Annotated in this window: 17 protein-coding genes; all 17 read left to right on the top strand. The window is 33.7% G+C overall.

Annotated features, from left to right (window positions below):
• Nucleotides 1–27 precede the first annotated feature (27 nt).
• On the top strand, nucleotides 28–1,215 hold the full coding sequence (locus BC962_RS11615) for a UDP-N-acetylglucosamine 4,6-dehydratase (protein WP_121346199.1): 1,188 nt from the start codon (nucleotides 28–30) through the stop codon (nucleotides 1,213–1,215).
• The gene (locus BC962_RS11610; protein WP_121346198.1) at nucleotides 1,215–2,357 is read left to right on the top strand and encodes a LegC family aminotransferase; all 1,143 of its coding nucleotides are present in this window, start codon (nucleotides 1,215–1,217) and stop codon (nucleotides 2,355–2,357) included. Before BC962_RS11615 ends, BC962_RS11610 begins: the two co-directional genes overlap by 1 nt.
• The gene (locus BC962_RS11605; protein WP_121346197.1) at nucleotides 2,347–2,970 is read left to right on the top strand and encodes an acetyltransferase; all 624 of its coding nucleotides are present in this window, start codon (nucleotides 2,347–2,349) and stop codon (nucleotides 2,968–2,970) included. The genes BC962_RS11610 and BC962_RS11605 overlap by 11 nt, the downstream gene beginning before the upstream one ends.
• Nucleotides 2,967–3,980 (top strand): N-acetylneuraminate synthase, encoded by a 1,014-nt coding sequence (gene neuB, locus BC962_RS11600; protein ID WP_121346196.1) that lies wholly within the window; start codon nucleotides 2,967–2,969, stop codon nucleotides 3,978–3,980. Before BC962_RS11605 ends, neuB begins: the two co-directional genes overlap by 4 nt.
• Nucleotides 3,977–5,134 carry a UDP-N-acetylglucosamine 2-epimerase gene (neuC, locus tag BC962_RS11595; protein ID WP_121346195.1) on the top strand — a complete coding sequence of 386 codons (1,158 nt, stop codon included), beginning with the start codon at nucleotides 3,977–3,979 and terminating at the stop codon, nucleotides 5,132–5,134. The genes neuB and neuC overlap by 4 nt, the downstream gene beginning before the upstream one ends.
• A 3-nt stretch (nucleotides 5,135–5,137) precedes the next feature.
• On the top strand, nucleotides 5,138–6,181 hold the full coding sequence (locus BC962_RS11590) for a nucleotidyltransferase family protein (RefSeq protein WP_121346194.1): 1,044 nt from the start codon (nucleotides 5,138–5,140) through the stop codon (nucleotides 6,179–6,181).
• Complete coding sequence (locus tag BC962_RS11585) at nucleotides 6,181–6,858, top strand: acylneuraminate cytidylyltransferase family protein (protein ID WP_121346193.1); 678 nt, start codon at nucleotides 6,181–6,183, stop codon at nucleotides 6,856–6,858. The genes BC962_RS11590 and BC962_RS11585 overlap by 1 nt, the downstream gene beginning before the upstream one ends.
• A complete protein-coding gene (locus BC962_RS11580) occupies nucleotides 6,855–8,090 on the top strand; it encodes a polysaccharide biosynthesis protein (RefSeq protein ID WP_121346192.1) in 1,236 nt (411 codons plus the stop codon). The genes BC962_RS11585 and BC962_RS11580 overlap by 4 nt, the downstream gene beginning before the upstream one ends.
• Nucleotides 8,087–9,073: a hypothetical protein gene (locus BC962_RS11575; RefSeq protein ID WP_121346191.1), complete on the top strand. Its 987-nt coding sequence runs from the start codon at nucleotides 8,087–8,089 to the stop codon at nucleotides 9,071–9,073. Before BC962_RS11580 ends, BC962_RS11575 begins: the two co-directional genes overlap by 4 nt.
• Before the next feature lie 150 nt (nucleotides 9,074–9,223).
• Nucleotides 9,224–9,760 carry a serine O-acetyltransferase gene (locus BC962_RS11570; RefSeq protein WP_121346190.1) on the top strand — a complete coding sequence of 179 codons (537 nt, stop codon included), beginning with the start codon at nucleotides 9,224–9,226 and terminating at the stop codon, nucleotides 9,758–9,760.
• 67 nt (nucleotides 9,761–9,827) lie between these two features.
• Nucleotides 9,828–10,994 (top strand): glycosyltransferase family 4 protein, encoded by a 1,167-nt coding sequence (locus BC962_RS11565; protein ID WP_121346189.1) that lies wholly within the window; start codon nucleotides 9,828–9,830, stop codon nucleotides 10,992–10,994.
• A 167-nt stretch (nucleotides 10,995–11,161) separates the two neighbouring features.
• A complete protein-coding gene (locus BC962_RS11560; RefSeq protein ID WP_183075501.1) occupies nucleotides 11,162–11,869 on the top strand; it encodes a polysaccharide deacetylase family protein in 708 nt (235 codons plus the stop codon).
• A gap of 8 nt (nucleotides 11,870–11,877) precedes the next feature.
• Entirely contained in the window at nucleotides 11,878–12,753 is an 876-nt protein-coding gene (locus BC962_RS11555; RefSeq protein ID WP_147405653.1) for a GNAT family N-acetyltransferase, read from the top strand.
• 6 nt (nucleotides 12,754–12,759) lie between these two features.
• Nucleotides 12,760–13,851 carry a glycosyltransferase gene (locus tag BC962_RS11550; RefSeq protein ID WP_121346186.1) on the top strand — a complete coding sequence of 364 codons (1,092 nt, stop codon included), beginning with the start codon at nucleotides 12,760–12,762 and terminating at the stop codon, nucleotides 13,849–13,851.
• Nucleotides 13,852–14,083: 232 nt separating this feature from the next.
• On the top strand, nucleotides 14,084–15,229 hold the full coding sequence (locus tag BC962_RS11545; RefSeq protein WP_121346185.1) for a glycosyltransferase: 1,146 nt from the start codon (nucleotides 14,084–14,086) through the stop codon (nucleotides 15,227–15,229).
• Nucleotides 15,230–15,367: 138 nt separating this feature from the next.
• Nucleotides 15,368–16,309: a GNAT family N-acetyltransferase gene (locus BC962_RS11540; protein WP_121346184.1), complete on the top strand. Its 942-nt coding sequence runs from the start codon at nucleotides 15,368–15,370 to the stop codon at nucleotides 16,307–16,309.
• 439 nt (nucleotides 16,310–16,748) lie between these two features.
• A complete protein-coding gene (locus BC962_RS16515; protein WP_245984172.1) occupies nucleotides 16,749–17,501 on the top strand; it encodes a hypothetical protein in 753 nt (250 codons plus the stop codon).
• Nucleotides 17,502–17,545 lie beyond the last annotated feature (44 nt).

The raw sequence follows: 17,545 nt of genomic DNA, 5'->3' as shown, positions 1-17,545 counted from the left end.
TTAAAAATATAATATATTATTGAATATATGAATGTACTAAATTTAATAGGAAGAAATAAACCCTTATTTGAGGAAGATATCCTTTTGCATGAAAATGAACTCAACGATGAAATTTCCGACTCTTCCTTCCTCGTTCTTGGCGGTGCCGGGTCCATAGGCCAGGCAGTTACAAAGGAAATTTTTAAAAGGAAACCACTTAAACTTCATGTTGTTGATATCAGTGAAAACAATATGGTAGAACTAGTGAGGGATATACGCAGTTCTTATGGATATATTGACGGGGACTTTAAAACCTTCGCTTTAGATCTAGGTTCGCTTGAATATGAAGCTTTTATTAAAGCCGATGGAAAATATGATTATGTTCTAAATCTTTCCGCATTAAAACATGTTCGTAGCGAAAAGGATCCTTTTACCCTTATGAGAATGATTGATGTCAACGTTTTTAATACCGATAAAACCCTACTTCAATCTATTGAAAATGGCACCAAAAAATATTTCTGTGTTTCTACAGATAAGGCTGCTAATCCAGTTAACATGATGGGAGCTTCCAAGAGGATTATGGAGATGTTTTTAATGCGCAGGAGCAAGGACATCAAAATATCCACTGCCCGTTTCGCCAACGTTGCTTTTTCTGACGGTTCTTTATTGCACGGGTTCAACCAACGAATTCAAAAAAGGCAGCCCATTGTAGCCCCAAATGATGTGAAACGTTATTTCGTAACCCCTCAGGAAAGTGGGGAGTTGTGTTTGATGTCCTGTATATTTGGAGAAAATAGAGATGTGTTTTTTCCAAAATTGAGTGAAAAATTACATTTAATTTCATTTGCAGATATTGCTATTAAATATCTTGAACAGTTGGGTTACGAGCCTTATCTTTGCGAAAATGAAGAGGAAGCCCGCGAACTGGTAAAAACATTGCCGGATCAAAAAAAATGGCCTTGTTATTTTACGGGAAGTGATACTACTGGGGAAAAAGATTTTGAAGAGTTCTTTACAGCTAAGGAAACTTTGGATCTTGAAAGGTTTCAAAATTTAGGGATCATTAAAAATGAATTGAAATTAGAAAACGAACAACTTCAATATTTTGAAGAGCGCATTTCTAATTTCAGATTCTCTAAAAATTGGACCAAACAAGAAATTGTAGCTTTGTTCCATAAAATGATCCCAGATTTTGGGCATAAGGAAACCGGGAAATATTTAGATTCAAAAATGTAATGTCAGAAATTAAAAATACCATTTCATTTATACGGGAAATTTACCAGACTCAGGATTTTATTCCGCTCCACGAACCGAGATTTGTGGGGAACGAAAAAAAATACCTTCTGGATACCATAGATTCTACGTTTGTTTCTTCAGTGGGAGCTTATGTAGATAGGTTTGAAGAAATGATGCAGGATATTACCCAAACGAAAAAAGCGGTAGCGGTTGTTAACGGAACTTCCGGAATCCAGGTTGCTTTGCGTTTAGTTGGAGTTAATAGTGGAGACGAAGTTTTAACCCAAGCACTTACTTTTGTGGCTACAGCCAATGCAATTGCCTATAATGGAGCCAAACCTGTATTTATAGATGTTGATCTTGATACAATGGGCTTATCTCCCAAGGCGGTTCAAAATTTCCTGGAAGAATATGGAGAACTTCGGGAAGACGGATGTTATAATAAAAAAAGCGGCAATAAAATAGCGGCTTGTTTACCAATGCACACTTTTGGTTTTCCTGTATATATTGATGAATTGATTAAAATTTGCGATGATTGGAAAATCCCGGTAGTGGAGGATGCTGCAGAATCTTTGGGTAGTGAATTTAAAGGGCGGCCAACAGGAAGTTTTGGCGAAGTAGGGATTTTTTCCTTTAACGGAAACAAAATAGTTACCAGTGGAGGCGGAGGAGCAATTGTTACAAATAATGACGCTTTGGGAATTAAAGCAAAATATTTAACCACTACCGCAAAGCAACCTCATGCATACGAATATGTTCACGATGAGTTGGGATATAATTATAGAATGCCAAATCTCAATGCAGCCCTGGCTTGTGCACAACTTGAAAAACTCAATTGGTTTCTTGAAAAAAAGATAGAGTTGGCAAAAAGATACGAAGAATTCTTTAAAGGAGCAGATGCAAAATTCAGGACTGAATTGTCGGAAACAAAAGCCAATTACTGGTTGATGTGTGTAGAGCTCGAAAATAGGAATGCCAGGGATCTTTTTTTAAAGGAGACCAATGAGGCTAAAGTAATGACCCGACCAATCTGGGAATTAATGTTTAGATTACCAATGTATCAGGATTGTTTAAAAGATGAACAGGGGAATGCCAAATTTTTGGTAGATAGAATAGTAAATATTCCAAGTAGTGTTAAATAGAGAAGTTGTACTTGTGGGTTATTCTGGTCATGGATTTGTTGTTGCAGATGCGGCAATTACATCAAACATGAATTTGAGATATTATACCGATAAAAAACAAATTACTAAAAACCCCTTTGATTTGGCTTATTTAGGATTTGAAGATGATTTAGATTTTGCCTTTTGGAACAAAGAATATGATTATATTTTAGGGATTGGAGATAACCTTATAAGAAGAAAAACGGTCGATTTGTTAATCTCTAAGGGTGTAGATTTACTTAATGTAATACATCCGTCAGCTTCAATATCGACAAAAGTTCAATTTGGGAATGGTAATTTTATTTCAAGGAATGTATCTGTAAATACTTTGGTGGAAATAGGAGATATTTGTATATTAAATACTGGATGCATTATAGAGCATGAATGTATTATTGGAAATGGAGTTCATATTGCTCCTGGAGCTGTTTTAGCGGGAAATGTATTTATTGGAGATAATACATTTGTAGGAGCAAATTCGGTAATTAAACAAGGGGTGAGAATTGGTGCTAATGTGATTATCGGGGCGGGGTCTGTAATTTTGAATAATATTGCCGATAACAGAAAAATAGTTGGAAATCCAGGAAGAGAATTATGAGAGATAGAGTTTTAATTATAGCCGAAGCAGGCGTGAATCACAACGGAAGCATTGATACGGCTAAAAAGCTAATTGATGCAGCCGCTGAGGCGGGAGTGGATTATGTAAAATTCCAAACCTTTAAAGCGGATAAAATGGTGACAAAATCTGCTTCCAGGGCTAAATATCAGGATTCAAATACGGGAGATAAGGATTCACAATATGAAATGTTGAAAAAGTTAGAAATTTCAGAAGAGATGCATCTGGAATTGATACACTATTGTGAGAGTAAAAATATAAAATTTTTATCTACGGCGTTTGATCTGGAAAGCCTTACTTATTTAAAATCTTTAGGATTGAAATTGGCTAAGATACCTTCGGGTGAGATAACGAATCTACCCTACCTGCGTGTTATGGCAAAACTTTTCCCTGAGATTATTCTCTCTACAGGAATGGCCAATATGGATGAAATAAATGCCGCTTTTAAGGTGTTGATAGAGAATGGGACAAAACAAGAAAACATTACAATTTTGCATTGCAATACTGAGTATCCTACCCCAATGGGAGATGTCAATTTAAAAGCGATGTTGGATATTCAAAAACAGCTAAATACAAAAATTGGCTATTCAGACCATACTTCGGGGATTGAAGTTCCAATTGCCGCGGTGGCATTGGGGGCAAAAGTGATAGAAAAACATTTTACTTTAGACAGGGATTTGCCCGGACCAGATCACAAGGCGTCTTTAATGCCTTGTGAGTTAAAAGCAATGGTCACCGCTATTCGAAATATAGAAAAGGCGATTTCAGGTTCGGGAATAAAAGAACCTTCTCCATCAGAGGCCAAAAACAAACCTATAGCCAGAAAAAGTATTATTGCTTCTCAAAACATTAAAAAAGGTGAGGTATTTTCAGAAGAAAACCTTTCAATAAAACGCCCGGGAATCGGAATCAATCCAATGAGATGGGATGAAATCCTTGGACGGAAAGCAATAAAAGATTTTCAGGAAGACGATTTAATAGAATTAATTTGAAAAAAATAGCAGTTGTAACAGGAACCCGGGCAGAGTTTGGATTATTGAGTCCATTAATGGATGAAATTCAAAATGATCAGAAAATGCAATTGCAACTTATTGTAACGGCGATGCATCTTTCTCCTGAATTTGGATTTACTGTTGATGAAATAGAAAAGAAAGGTTATAAAATAGATAAAAAAGTAGAATGCCTGCTTTCTTCAGATTCAGCCGTGGGAATAACCAAATCTGTTGGCTTGGCGATGATTGGTTTTGCTGATGCTTTGAATGAATTAAATCCGGATTTGGTAATCATACTTGGGGACCGAACCGAAATGTTAGCAGCAGCAACCGCAGCTATGATAGGCAATATTCCAATAGCTCATATTCATGGCGGAGAGACCACTGAAGGTGCTTATGATGAAAGTATAAGACATGCAATTACGAAAATGAGTTATTTGCATTTTGCTTCTACAGAAACATACAGGAAGAGGATCATTCAGTTGGGAGAACATCCCGATCGTGTTTTCAATGTTGGGGCTATCGGTTTGGATTCTATAAAAAATATGGTTCTTCTAAATAAAGATGAGTTCGAAAAATCGATTAATTTTAAATTAGGCAAGAATAATATTCTAATTACATTTCATCCTGTTACATTAGAAAATCAATCGGCTCAGGGTCAGTTTAAAGCTATTTTAGATGGCTTGGGTTCATTGGAAGACACACATTTTATATTTACTCATGCCAATTCTGATAAGAATGGGCGTGTAATAAATCAAATGATAGAACAATTCGTAAATGAAAACAAGGAGATAGCAGTTGCTTTTAAATCCATGGGACAATTGCGATATCTATCTGCTTTAAAGTTTATGGATGTTAACTTGGGAAATTCATCCAGCGGAATTATTGAAGTGCCTTATTTTAATATTCCAACTATAAATGTAGGGGACAGGCAAAAAGGACGAATATTATCGGAAAGTGTTATTCAGGCTGAACCAACAGTTGAAGCTATCACTTTAGCTCACGAAAAAGCAGTTGATATTTCTTTTAGAACAAAAATTAAAAGTCAGGAGCAACTATATGGTTCTGGAAATACCGTTGAAAAAATAATGGATATTTTTCGAAATCAAGATGTAAACAACTTAAAAAAATCCTTTTACGATATTCAATTTTAAATTATGGAAATCGAAAACATACTTATTCATAAAGATAAAACCATTCTTGACGCGCTTCACAAATTGAATAAAATACGTGATGTAAGCCGTCTAATCTTATTTGTAACGGATAATGATGGATCTGTTCTGGGTTCATTAACCGATGGCGATATCCGCAGATCTTTGGCTAATGAAGAAGATGTAAGGAAAAAAGTAGGGGATGTTTGTTTTATAAATTTTGTATTTGAAACCGATAAAAAGGGATTTTTGGATTTAAGAGCTTACAGGAAAAGGGATATAAAAATATTGCCCATTCTGGATGAAGATAAAAGGATGCTACGGATAATAGATTTAGAGAAAACAAAATCTGTATTGCCATTGGAATGCATGATCATGGCGGGGGGAAGAGGCAAACGATTGAGCCCGTTAACCGATACAGTTCCAAAGCCAATGTTGCCATTAGGTGATAAACCCATAATAGAACATAATATTGATCGTTTAATAGCATTCGGGATTCAGAAAATATATATTTCGGTAAAATATCTCGGGGAGCAGATCCAGGAATATTTTGGAGATGGCAGCAAAAAGGGGATTTGTATAGAATATATTTGGGAAGAGGAATTTTTGGGAACTGCAGGGGCATTGGCACTTGTAAATGAATTCAAATCAGATCATGTGCTCTTAATGAATAGCGACTTGTTTACCAATGTAGATTTTGAAGATTTGTATTTGGAGCTTATAAAATCCAATGCAGACATGGCTGTAGCATCTACAGAGTACAAGGTAGATGTGCCGTTTGCTGTATTTGAAACAAATGAAAAGAAGGTGATAAATTTTAAAGAAAAACCTTCTTATGTTTACCATTCAAATGCAGGGATTTATATTTTGAATAAAAAATTGATAGATAAAATTCCTAAAAACCAGTTTTATGATATCACAGATTTAATGGATAATCTTGTAAAAGAAGGGGGGAAACTAGTTCACAATCCTATAATAGGTTTTTGGATAGATATTGGTAAACCACTTGATTACAAACAGGCTCAGGAATTTGTAAAACATTTAAATTAATGATAGTTGTTATACCCGCGAGAGGAGGATCAAAAGGAGTTCCCGGAAAGAATATTAAAGAATTCGGGGGAAAACCTTTAATTCAATATACAATTGATGCTGCCAGAGATATTTTTAAGGACAAGGATATAATTGTAAGTACTGATAGTGAAAAAATTAAAACCTCGGTAGAAAGTTTAGGATTAAAGGTTCCGTTTCTCAGGCCTGCAGAACTTGGGAAAGACACTTCCGGTTCACAGGAAGTTTTACTACACGCATTGAGTTTTGTAGAAAGTAAAGGGTTTTATCCACAAACGCTTATTTTATTACAGCCAACTTCACCTTTTAGAAATTCGAGTCATATTGAGGAAGCTTTGAAACTTTATAATAATGATTTAGATATGGTAGTTTCTGTTAAAGAAACTAAATCAAATCCATATTATGTATTGAAGGAAGAAAATAGTCAGGGATTTTTGGAAAATTCTAAGAAAGGTGAATTTATCAGGAGACAGGATTGTCCTGAAGTCTGGGAATTGAATGGGGCGATATATATTATAAATGTAAAATCATTAAAGTCTAGGCAAATTAGTGAATTCAAGAAAGTGAAAAAGTATGTAATGGATGAAGTTTCGTCTCATGATATTGATACAGAGATGGATTGGTTTGTAGCTGAAATATTAACAAAGGACAGTAAATGATGAAATTTGGAATAGGTACTGTTTTTACCATAAGTTCTTTATTTAAAACTTTTTCCGGAATGGCAATCAGTCTTTTTGCTCTGAGTATAATTGGCCCTGAAAAAATAGGATTGTGGCATGCCGCATTAATTTTAAAACCCTACTTGGGTTTTGCCCAACTTGGCCTTACTGAAGGTTTGGGTAGGGAATTACCCTTTTATATGGGTAAAAACAGGGGTGCGAAGGTTAAAAGATATGTTGCCAATGCTCAGATTGTTACCCTTATGTATACCCTAGTTTCTATATTACTTACCTTGTTACTCACCTTTTTGGTGGCAGAAGGTATTGAAGAAAAAATGGTTTTTGTAACAGCTGGCGTATTTATTTCTACTATGTTCGTGGACAATTACCTGTCTTCAACCTACAGATCTACCAGTAGTTTTCAGGATCTTTCCCGGGTATATATATATTCTGCCATAATAGGACTGCTATTAATTCCGCTTATATACTATTATGATTTTAGAGGTTATATGTGGTTACTATTAGTGCATAGCTTAATTTCGACCATTTTACTTGTTTATTTTAGACCTTTCAAGCTAAAATCAAAATTTGACAAACTGATTTATATGGCCACTGTAAAAACCGGCTTCCCAATGCTGGCATTGAATTTCTTGAGGAGCATACCAGAAACCTACCCAAAGATTTTGATCATCTTTTTTATATCTACCACTGCATTGGGTTTGACGGCTCCTGCTAATGCGGCTTTAATGGCCTTTGGAGTATTGCCAGCTGCCTTGGCAAAATATTTCTATCCAACCATTACCTATCAATATGGAAAGGATGGAAACCGTTACAATTTATGGCTTAAAATTAAACAAATTAGTGGATATTTGCTGCTTTTAGGCCTCGCGGGCTTAATATCATTGACTATTATACCTTATGCCATAGAAAACTTCTTCCCAAAATATGCCGAAGCTGTTTATATTACCATGCTTGCTGTGGGTATTGGTTTTTTAAGAATGTATAGTATTTTATATAATGTGTTTAATACTTTAAAAAGTTACCGGGCACAGTTTAAGGTTTCCATGACTAGGAATATTCTTTATTTAATAATTCCATCAGTAATGTATTTTATGGATTCAAAAGAAGATAGTCTGGTAATGATTTTTTCAGGATTACTTATTGCGGAATTTATCTCTACTTTAGTAATGATTTATTTTCTTTATCAAGTTACACATATTAAAAAATCATGAAGCTATTTGTAGTCTCAACACCTTCACAGGCCTTTTTTTTGAGTAAAACAGTCGGTATTGTTAACCAGAAGTCTATTCTGTTAGTTACCAAAAATTTAAAAGGGATAGATGAAAAAATAATATCTCAACTCCAAATATTTCCATGGGCCAAAATTTTTGTTTGGGATATTGAGGGTATTAAAAGCACTAGAGCATATTATAAAATTTTTATATTTCGCTTAAAAATTTCTTTGCTAAAAAAAAGATATAGTGGTATTGATGAACTTTTTATTGGTAGCTATGACAATTTTTTTCACCTTGGTATTGTGGCTGCTTTTGAAGATAAGTCTAAGTTATATTTGCTTTATGATGGCTTGCAGATGATCTCGGTGGCTGAAAAAAGGGCTAAAAGCAGAACAAAAAGCCTTAGACGGAATTCCAAAATTTTTAATTTGGCCGGTTTTAAGCAACCTGCTATAAAATTTTTAACATATACTTCCCCACTAGAGTTTAAAGTACCTGTTTTTGACGAGATAATAAAAATTGAATCTTCTCCCAATAAATTGATAGAATTAAAGGATGAATTAATGTATTTTGCCGGGCAACCTCTGGTGGATATGGGGCTGGTAAGTTTGGAGTTGTATTTAAAAAAATTAGCGGAACTCAAGTTAAAATTTCCGAAATATGAGATTACTTATTTTCCGCATCCAAAAGAATCAGAAGAAGTTAAACAAAAAGTGGCTAATATTTTTAAAATTAGATATTTTCAAAAGATTTTTGAGGAAGAGTATATGGAAAGTAAATTTTTCGCGAAAAATATTGCATCTTTTTATTCATCAGTTTTAATTAACCTTTCTTACCTTGGTTCCGGGGATCTTAATATTTATGCTATAAACTTAAGTGAATCAGAAATACTCCTTCCGAAACAAAGAAGTTCAATCTTAAATATATATAAATATTTTCAGGCCAATAAAACCTCAAATTTAAATATTCTTAGAATTTAATTATTTTTTTTCATAATCCCTTTATTCAAAATGTAGATTAATAGACGTTTGGATAATAGATATCGAGGGAAAAATTAATAACTTATTAATTTAATTCTAATCTTTTTTTAATTTACTTATAGTAATTTGTCTTGAAAACCTTTAAATAAAATGAATGATATCTTAATAGACTCCAAACGATTTAGCAGTAATGTTTTTCCCGGTATATTTAATACTCCAGGTATGCGGTTCATGTTTTTCTTTAGATTATGCAATACATATAAAAATACTCCAGTTGCCCTTTTTTTTAAATTTTATTTTAAAGGAATGCAGGCTAAATATGGTTTTCAAATTCCACATAGCACAAAAATTGGAGCAGGTTTATTTTTGGGACACTATGGGAACATCGTAATTAACGCTAAGTCAATAATAGGAAAAAACTGTAATATCAGCCAAGGAGTTACTATTGGAGCTGTAAACAGGGGGAAGAATAAAGGATGTCCGGTAATTGGTGACGAGGTCTGGATAGGGGCTAATTCCGTTATTGTAGGAAATATAAAAATAGGCAACAACGCATTAATAGCACCATTAACGTTTGTAAATAGGGACGTTCCTGAAAACGCATTGGTAGTGGGAAATCCGGGAGAAATAGTTAATTATTCAGGTTCTGAAGGCTATATAAATAATAAAATTTTGAACAATTTATAGTCTGCCAGTTTAACTTATCATTTTGTTAGCTTATTTTTGCTGACTTTATAAAGCGTAATTTTATAGTATGAGCAAAGATAAAAAAGTACTTTTTTTAATAGATACTATTCAGGGTTCCGGGGCAGAAAGAAGCCTAGTTGAAATTGCCAAATATTTTAAAAGCTATTGCCCTGTTTTTGTACATATCTATAAAGGGGATATGTTAAAACCTGAACTGGAGCGTTCCGGTATATCTGTCTACTCTTTAAATATTGAAAAGAAGTATGGATTTAAAGATGCTGTAGACCAGTTAATTCCTATTTATAACAAGGAAAAGCCAGATTTGATTCATGCTACTTTATACAAGGCAGATATGGTGGCCAGAAAACTTAAAAGTAAATTTCCTCATATCCCTTTAATAGGAAGTTTTGTAAATAATTCTTACACCCCTTTAAGATATAAGAATCAAAGTATCGCTATGAGGCTTAAACTCTGGCTGGCTTACCAAATGGATAAACGATCTGCGAATAAAGTAGACTTTTTTATATCTAATTCTGATACTATAAAAAGATCTGAGGGAAGAGCGTTATCAGTTCCTCAATCAAAAATTGAAGTAATCTACAGGGGTAGGGATCTTTTGCGTTATATCAATCTTGATGAGTCTGCCTTAAAAAATGTTAAAACCTCGTTAGGGATTGATGAAGGCAAAAATATCCTTATAAACGTTAGTAGATTGATCCAGAGAAAGGCTCAATTGGACATTATAAATGCCTTACCTGCAGTATTGAAAATCTTTCCTGATACTATATTACTCATTGCAGGCCATGGGGAGTACAAAACTATTATTGAAGATAGAGCGGCAGCACTTAATTTACAAAATCATGTTAAGTTACTTGGACGACGACAGGATATTCCCGAGCTGATAGCATTATCAAAAATTTTCGTATATCCTTCTTACGCAGAAGGTTTACCAGGAGCATTAATTGAGGCCATGATGTCCAGTAAATTAATTGTAGCATCAGATATTGGAGAGAACCTTGAGTGTGTAGATGAAAATAGTGCATTGGTCTTTAGAAAAGGCCAGATTGATGAACTGGCGGAGAGAATTATATATGCTCTTAAGAATTTTTCAAAACTGCAGAATCTTGGCGAAAATGCTAGAATGCAGGCACAAGAGAAATTTGAGATACAAAATATTGCCAATAAGTATGAAAAATTATATGACGCAGTTAAGGAAAATAGAAGATTAGAATGATGAGAAATTTCATATATAAAACACTAAACTTGTTTTCTCCTATTTTTAATAGGATTTATAAAAATAGGCTTAGGGTTTTAGCCTATCATGATATAGTTGACCAAAATCAATTTGAAAAGCAAATACAATATTTAAAAACCCAATTTAATATCATAAATATTGAGGACTTGAAAGAGCATTTATTTAAAAAAAAACAGCTTCCTAAAAGTTCGGTTTTAATAACATTTGATGACGGTGATTTTTCTGTATTAAAATATGGATTACCAATTCTTAAAAAGAACAAGGTTCCGACTTGTTTATTTGTCATTACTAATCTAATAAATTCTCAAAAACCATTTTGGTGGGATGAAATAAGAGAATATTTAGGTAATGATGATGGTAACAAAAAAGTTAAGGAAGTTAAATCATGGCCTAACATAAAACGTGAGAATTATTTAAAGGAATTACGAAATAATTCAGATAAACCAAATAAAATTGTCTCCCAGTTAACCTTCAGCGATTTAGTAGAATTAAAAACTGGAGGTGTTTTTATTGCGAATCATTCTCATACTCATCCTATGTTAGATATGTCCAGCGAATATGAAATACAAAACGAATTCGAGGAATCAAAAAGTCTTTTTAAGAAATGGAATTTAAATGGTTTTGATGTATTTGCCTATCCTAATGGGAATTTTGATAAAAATTCTGAATTACTGTTAGAACGAAATCAAATAAAATTGGCTTTTTTATTTGATCACAAAATCAATAAAAAAAATGTAAACCCTTTAAGAATTTCAAGAATTCGGGTTAATTCAGATACAGTAATAAATGAATTCAAGGTTAAAACTTCAGGTATTCATTCTTTTATAGCCTCACACATTAGAAGTCTAAATTGATAATTGATATGGAAAATTTGAATTTTAGAGAAATTGATTATCAAACAGATTTATCTGAAGTAATCTCTCTTATTCACAAGAATTTAGATTCTACGTATACCCTAGATTTTTTTAAATGGAAACATTTGGAAAATCCTTTTGGAAAATCCTATGGGTTGTTGGCTCTGGATGGAGATAAAATAATTGGATTAAGAATGTTTATGTTTTGGGAATTTAAGACGCCAAATGGTAAGTTAAAAGCGATTAGGCCTGTAGATACTGTAACAGACGAAAATTACAGGGGAATGGGTATTTTTAAAAAGCTTACACTGGATGGCCTTGAAAATATTTCAGGTGAATATGATATTGTATTTAATACACCCAACAATAATAGTTTACCAGGATATTTAAAAATGGGCTGGAGAAAAATGGAAAAGCTTGATTATTTTAGAGTAGGTTTAATAAATCCATTTGCTAAATCTACCATTTTTTTATCTATTTTAATAGATCAGATAAATTTTAAGGGAGAGGATTCAATATCAATTGGCGGAACGATACTGTCTGATGAATTTCTAAAATGGAGGTATAAAGAGCCGGTGTATCAGATTGCAGATTTTTCTTCGGAAGGGAATTATGTTATTTACAAAAAAAGTAAAATTAATAACATTCCATCTCTTATAGTTTATGAAATAATTGGAGACCCTGCTCAACAAAGAATCATGTTGATTTCTTTGGCTAAAAAGAATAAAACTCCTTTTATTTATTATTATGGGAGTGATGTTAAAAATGGGCGGTTTTTAAAGTCATTTAAACGAAATGGTCCTGTGGTGGTTATAAAAAATGACAAGTATCTTATTGGTGATAAATTACACTTTTCCCTAGGAGATTTGGAAGGAAAACTTTAATATTTAATGAAAATTCTTCACCTCATCCAAAAACCACAAAACAGAGGAGCAGAAATGTTCACTTGTCAGTTATCAAACCATTTAGTTGAATTGGGCTATCAGGTTAAGATTATAGCCCTTTTTGAAGGGGAAGCTATTTTGCCTTTCAATGGAGAGATTACTTCTATAAAAGCATCTGCTAATAACAGATTTTATGATGTGCCAGCTTGGAAGGAATTAGCAAGTATAGTTAAAGAATTCAATCCTGATATAATTCAGGCAAATGCCGGAGACACTCTAAAATACGCAGTTTACTCCAAAAAATTATTTGGATGGAAAAACCCCATAGTTTCCCGTAATGCAAGTGAGGTTGGTCGCTATTTAAAATCTCCAATTCAAAAAAGCTTTAATTCTTTATTTTATAAAAATGTGGAGTTTGTAATTTCAGTTTCACAAGCTTCAGAAAAAGATTTCTTAAACCATTTCCCATTTCTATCCGGGAGAACTAAAGTGATTCCAGTAGGATTAGACACCATTTCAACAATTAAAGAAATTAGTTTAAAACCTGATGGCGTAGAACACATTGTTCATGTTGGAGGGTTTAGCTTTGAAAAAAATCATCTGGGACTTTTAAGGATTTTTCAATCAGTTTTAAAAAGTAAGCCTAATGTTCATCTTCATTTAATTGGTGACGGTCCTTTGAAAGTTGAAATTGAAGAAGAAGTTGAAAAATTAGGTATTCAACAGAATATATATTTTTACGGTTTTGTCAATAATCCATTGTCTTACATTAAAGCTGCAGATGTTTTGGTATTGCCAAGCATAATTGAAGGACTTCCGGGAGTTTTACTGGAAGCCATGCTTTGCAAAACGCATGTAGTAGCTTATAATGTTGGCGGAATTTCAGAAATTGTTAGCTCGCAAACCGGAAATTTAGTAGAAAAGGATGATGAAGCAGGCTTTTTAAAAGCTGTTTTTGAAACTCTGGAAAATCCAAATGTGGAACAAATTGATGCAGCGCACAAGATGGTACTTAAGGATTTTATGAATAAGGAGATAGCACTAAGGTTTGTTGAAGTGTATGCGAGGGTGATTGGTAATTCGTTAATTCGGGATTAGTTGATTGGTTAAAATTCCATTTTAAAGCTTTGGTGAAGTGGCGATGTGACCTTTTAACGAGGCAAGAGTGAAAGTTCATAATTTGGAATCAACACAATTGGGTCCGGATTCGATATCAGTGCAATTCGTTTTAATACGCGTAATTTGTGTCCATCACAACTCTTAAATTCCTCTTAAATCCTTGTCGTCGTTTTATATTGCCTTAAATTTGCCGATTAAGATTTCTAAATAAATGCAAAAAATAAAGATTCTACATATAATAAAATCCTTAGGGAGGGGTGGGGCTGAAATGTTGTTGCCTGAAACCTTAAAAATACACGATACCTCCAGATTTGAGTTTCATACCATCTATTTTCTTCCCTGGAAGAACCAGATGGTAGACTCTATCGAAAATGCAGGGGGAAAGGTGACTTGTTTTTCGGCATCCAACAATATAAAATTGATGCAACAGTATTCAAAGGTTATTGAATATTGTAAAACAAATGAAATAGATTTAATCCATTGCCATTTGCCCTGGGCCGGATTTTTAGGGAGGCTAATTTTTTCTAAGACTAAAATTCCGGTTATTTACACCGAGCATAATATGCAGGAACGTTATCATATAGCTACCAAAAAGATCAATCAATTCACATTCAATTCCCAGAGTTTGGCTTTGGGAGTTTCAGAAGATGTCACAAATTCCATAAAAAAGAATGTCAATCCGAGGATTCCGGTTAAAACTCTTTTAAATGGTGCAAATACTAATTCTTTTCGAAGAGATCCTGAATTGGGTAATAAAACAAAAAAGGAATTGGGGATTCCAGGGAATGCTTTGGTCATAGGGAATGTAACTGTATTCCGTTTTCAGAAAAGACTTATTGAATGGTTACAGGTTTTTAAGGATATAGAAACTAAAAATCCAAATGTATATGGAATAATAGTCGGCGCTGGGCCTTTGGAAGAGGAGATCAAAGCTGAATTACAAAAATTGAAATTAGAAAAAAAAGTTTTCTTCCCGGGTTTAAAAACAGACGTTAAACCCTATTTTTCAACGATGGATATTTTTATGATGAGCAGCTCTTTCGAAGGCTTGCCAATCGCCCTTCTTGAAGCTATGAGTATGGAGTGCGCTATTGTTTCCACAAATGCGGGAGGTATAAAAGAAGTAATCCGAGATAAACAGGACGGACTCATTTGTAAAGTTGAAGAATGGAAAAAACTTTCTGAATTATGCCAGGTTTTAATTGATGATCCGAAAAAGTTAAATAATCTTAAAAAAGCAGCCCGTGAACGTGCTGTGAATTCCTTTAGTTTAAAAAGGATGGTGGATTCACTGGAGGAAATTTATTTATCGTTACTCCCCAACCTCCGAAGTGAGAGTGAAGGAGTGAAGGGGTGAAAATGGTATGAAGGGGATTCTATTAGGTTGAGATGAAGTAATCCTGTGAATAGTTATATCATGTATTTGTTACAATAAACAATAAATAGTAAAATCTCCTTCTCCCCCTCGTAGGGGAGGGGAAATAACCAATAGCCAATGCAAATTAGAGAAGCCACAGAGCTAGATATACCGGAAATCTTAAAAGTACTCAAAGCCAGTCTTGGTGAAACTTCCTCAAAAAAGACGGAAGCCGTGTGGAGGTATAAACATTTGGAAAACCCTTTTGGGAAATCGCTGATTTTAGTGGCAGTGATAAATGACACTATTATTGGGGTTCGTGCTTTGATGAGGTGGAAATGGCAATTGGGAAAACAGGTATTTTCAGCTTTGAGAGCGGTAGATACAGCAACCCACCCCGATCATCAGGGAAAAGGGGTTTTTAAAAAACTAACCTTGAAAGCAATAGAAATATCTAAGGAGCAGAGTGATCATTTTATTTTTAACACTCCTAATACCCAAAGTTTATCCGGATATTTAAATATGGGCTGGGAAGAAGTGAATAAATTAAGGATTCGGATTGTTTCTGTTAATCCGCTCAACTGGTTTGCAAATAAACAAGCCAAGATCTACGAGGTAAATATTAACAGCTCCGATGCTCAATTAGTCGAGTTGATCTCAAAATATAATACATTCAAAGCTGAGGAAAATAAATTATTTACTCCAAAATCTCTTGACTATCTCTCATGGCGTTATGAAAATAATCCTTTACAAAAATATGAAGTCAAGGCAGATGAAGATTTTTATCTCGCGGGATATATAAAAGAACATAAATATTTCAAGGAACTGCGAATTACTGAGCATATATACACTGATGATGTTGGTCTGCAAAAAAATAATAAGGCAGTAAAGGAATTCAGTAGAAAATATGGGGCGCATCTTATTACGACAACTTCGGATTTAAATTTTGGAATAGGATTTTCTGGAAATTATGGACCAGTTTTGAGCCTGAGAGATGTAAATTTGGATACAAATTTAAAACAGGAATTATTACAGCTTAACAATTGGTCCTACACATTAGGGGATTTGGAATTATTTTAATATGCTGGGCGCCTTATTTTTAATATTAATATTATTTCTTATAACCCAGGTGCTTTTTAGTTCCCTGTCTAAAAAACATGCTTTTTTTTCTAAGAAATTGATGAACTATCTTTTCTTTTATCATTTATTTTTTTGGGTTGTGTACTATCTTTATGCCTTATTTAATCGATCCGATTCCGCGTTATATTATCTCAGACCCCAAAATGAAGCTAAGTCATGGTCTGACTTTTTTGGAACTAGTACTACTTTTATAGATTTCCTTTCTTATCCTTTCATCAATTTTTTTGGTTTCAATTATGAAATGATGATGGTGTTTTACGCCTGGTTGGGTTATTTGGGTTTTGTATATGCCTATCTTTTTTTTAGGGAAAATATTCCACTAAAAATTACTGTATTTAAAAAATTAGACTTTTTAACTCTTATTCTTTTTTTTCCCAATATGCATTTTTGGACCGCTTCTTTAGGAAAAGGAGCCCCCATTTTCCTGGGGTTGATGCTATTTGCTTATGCTATTAGGAATCCAAAATCCAGGATTATCACTATAATTTTTGGTTCATTATTAATATACTATATTCGTCCTCATGTATTTATGTTTGTAGCAGTAGGTACGGTTCTTGGATATATGAGTGGAAAGGAAAAAATATCATTCTGGAAGAAAGCATTTATTTATATTTCACTTATTGGAGGCCTTATTCTAGTTCAAGATACTATACTTGGAGTTGCAGGTCTTGAAGGGTCAGAGGACCTTGTCGAAGGATTTGATGAATTTTCTGAAGATCGGTCACAATCTTTAAGTAATTCTGGTTCTGGTGTAGATATGTCCTCTTATCCTCTGCCTGTGAAATTATTTACTTTCTGGTTTCGGCCATTGTTTTTCGATGCACCCGGATTATTAGGCTTAATAACATCTGTTGAGAATTTAATGTATCTACTATTATTTATTAAAATTCTCCGGAAAGATTTTATCAGCTTTATTAGAAATTCAACGGTGGTTGTAAAGATGAGTTTGGTGGTATTTTTTCTTTCCTCTTTTGCAATGACTTTTGTGATGTCTAATCTAGGAATCATAATGAGACAAAAGTCGATGGTTATGTACTTTGCCTTTTTTGTGATCTATTATTATTTAGCACAGAAGAAGTATGATAAGATTTTAAGATTGAAAAAGTTGAACATGCAAGGGAAATTGAATTGAAAAAAGAAACTGTTGTGATGGAGTGGAGAGTGAAGAGTGAAGTA

Source organism: Gillisia mitskevichiae (genome assembly GCF_003634585.1).
GTDB lineage: Bacteria > Bacteroidota > Bacteroidia > Flavobacteriales > Flavobacteriaceae > Gillisia > Gillisia mitskevichiae.
This window is presented reverse-complemented; position numbering and strand designations above follow the sequence as displayed.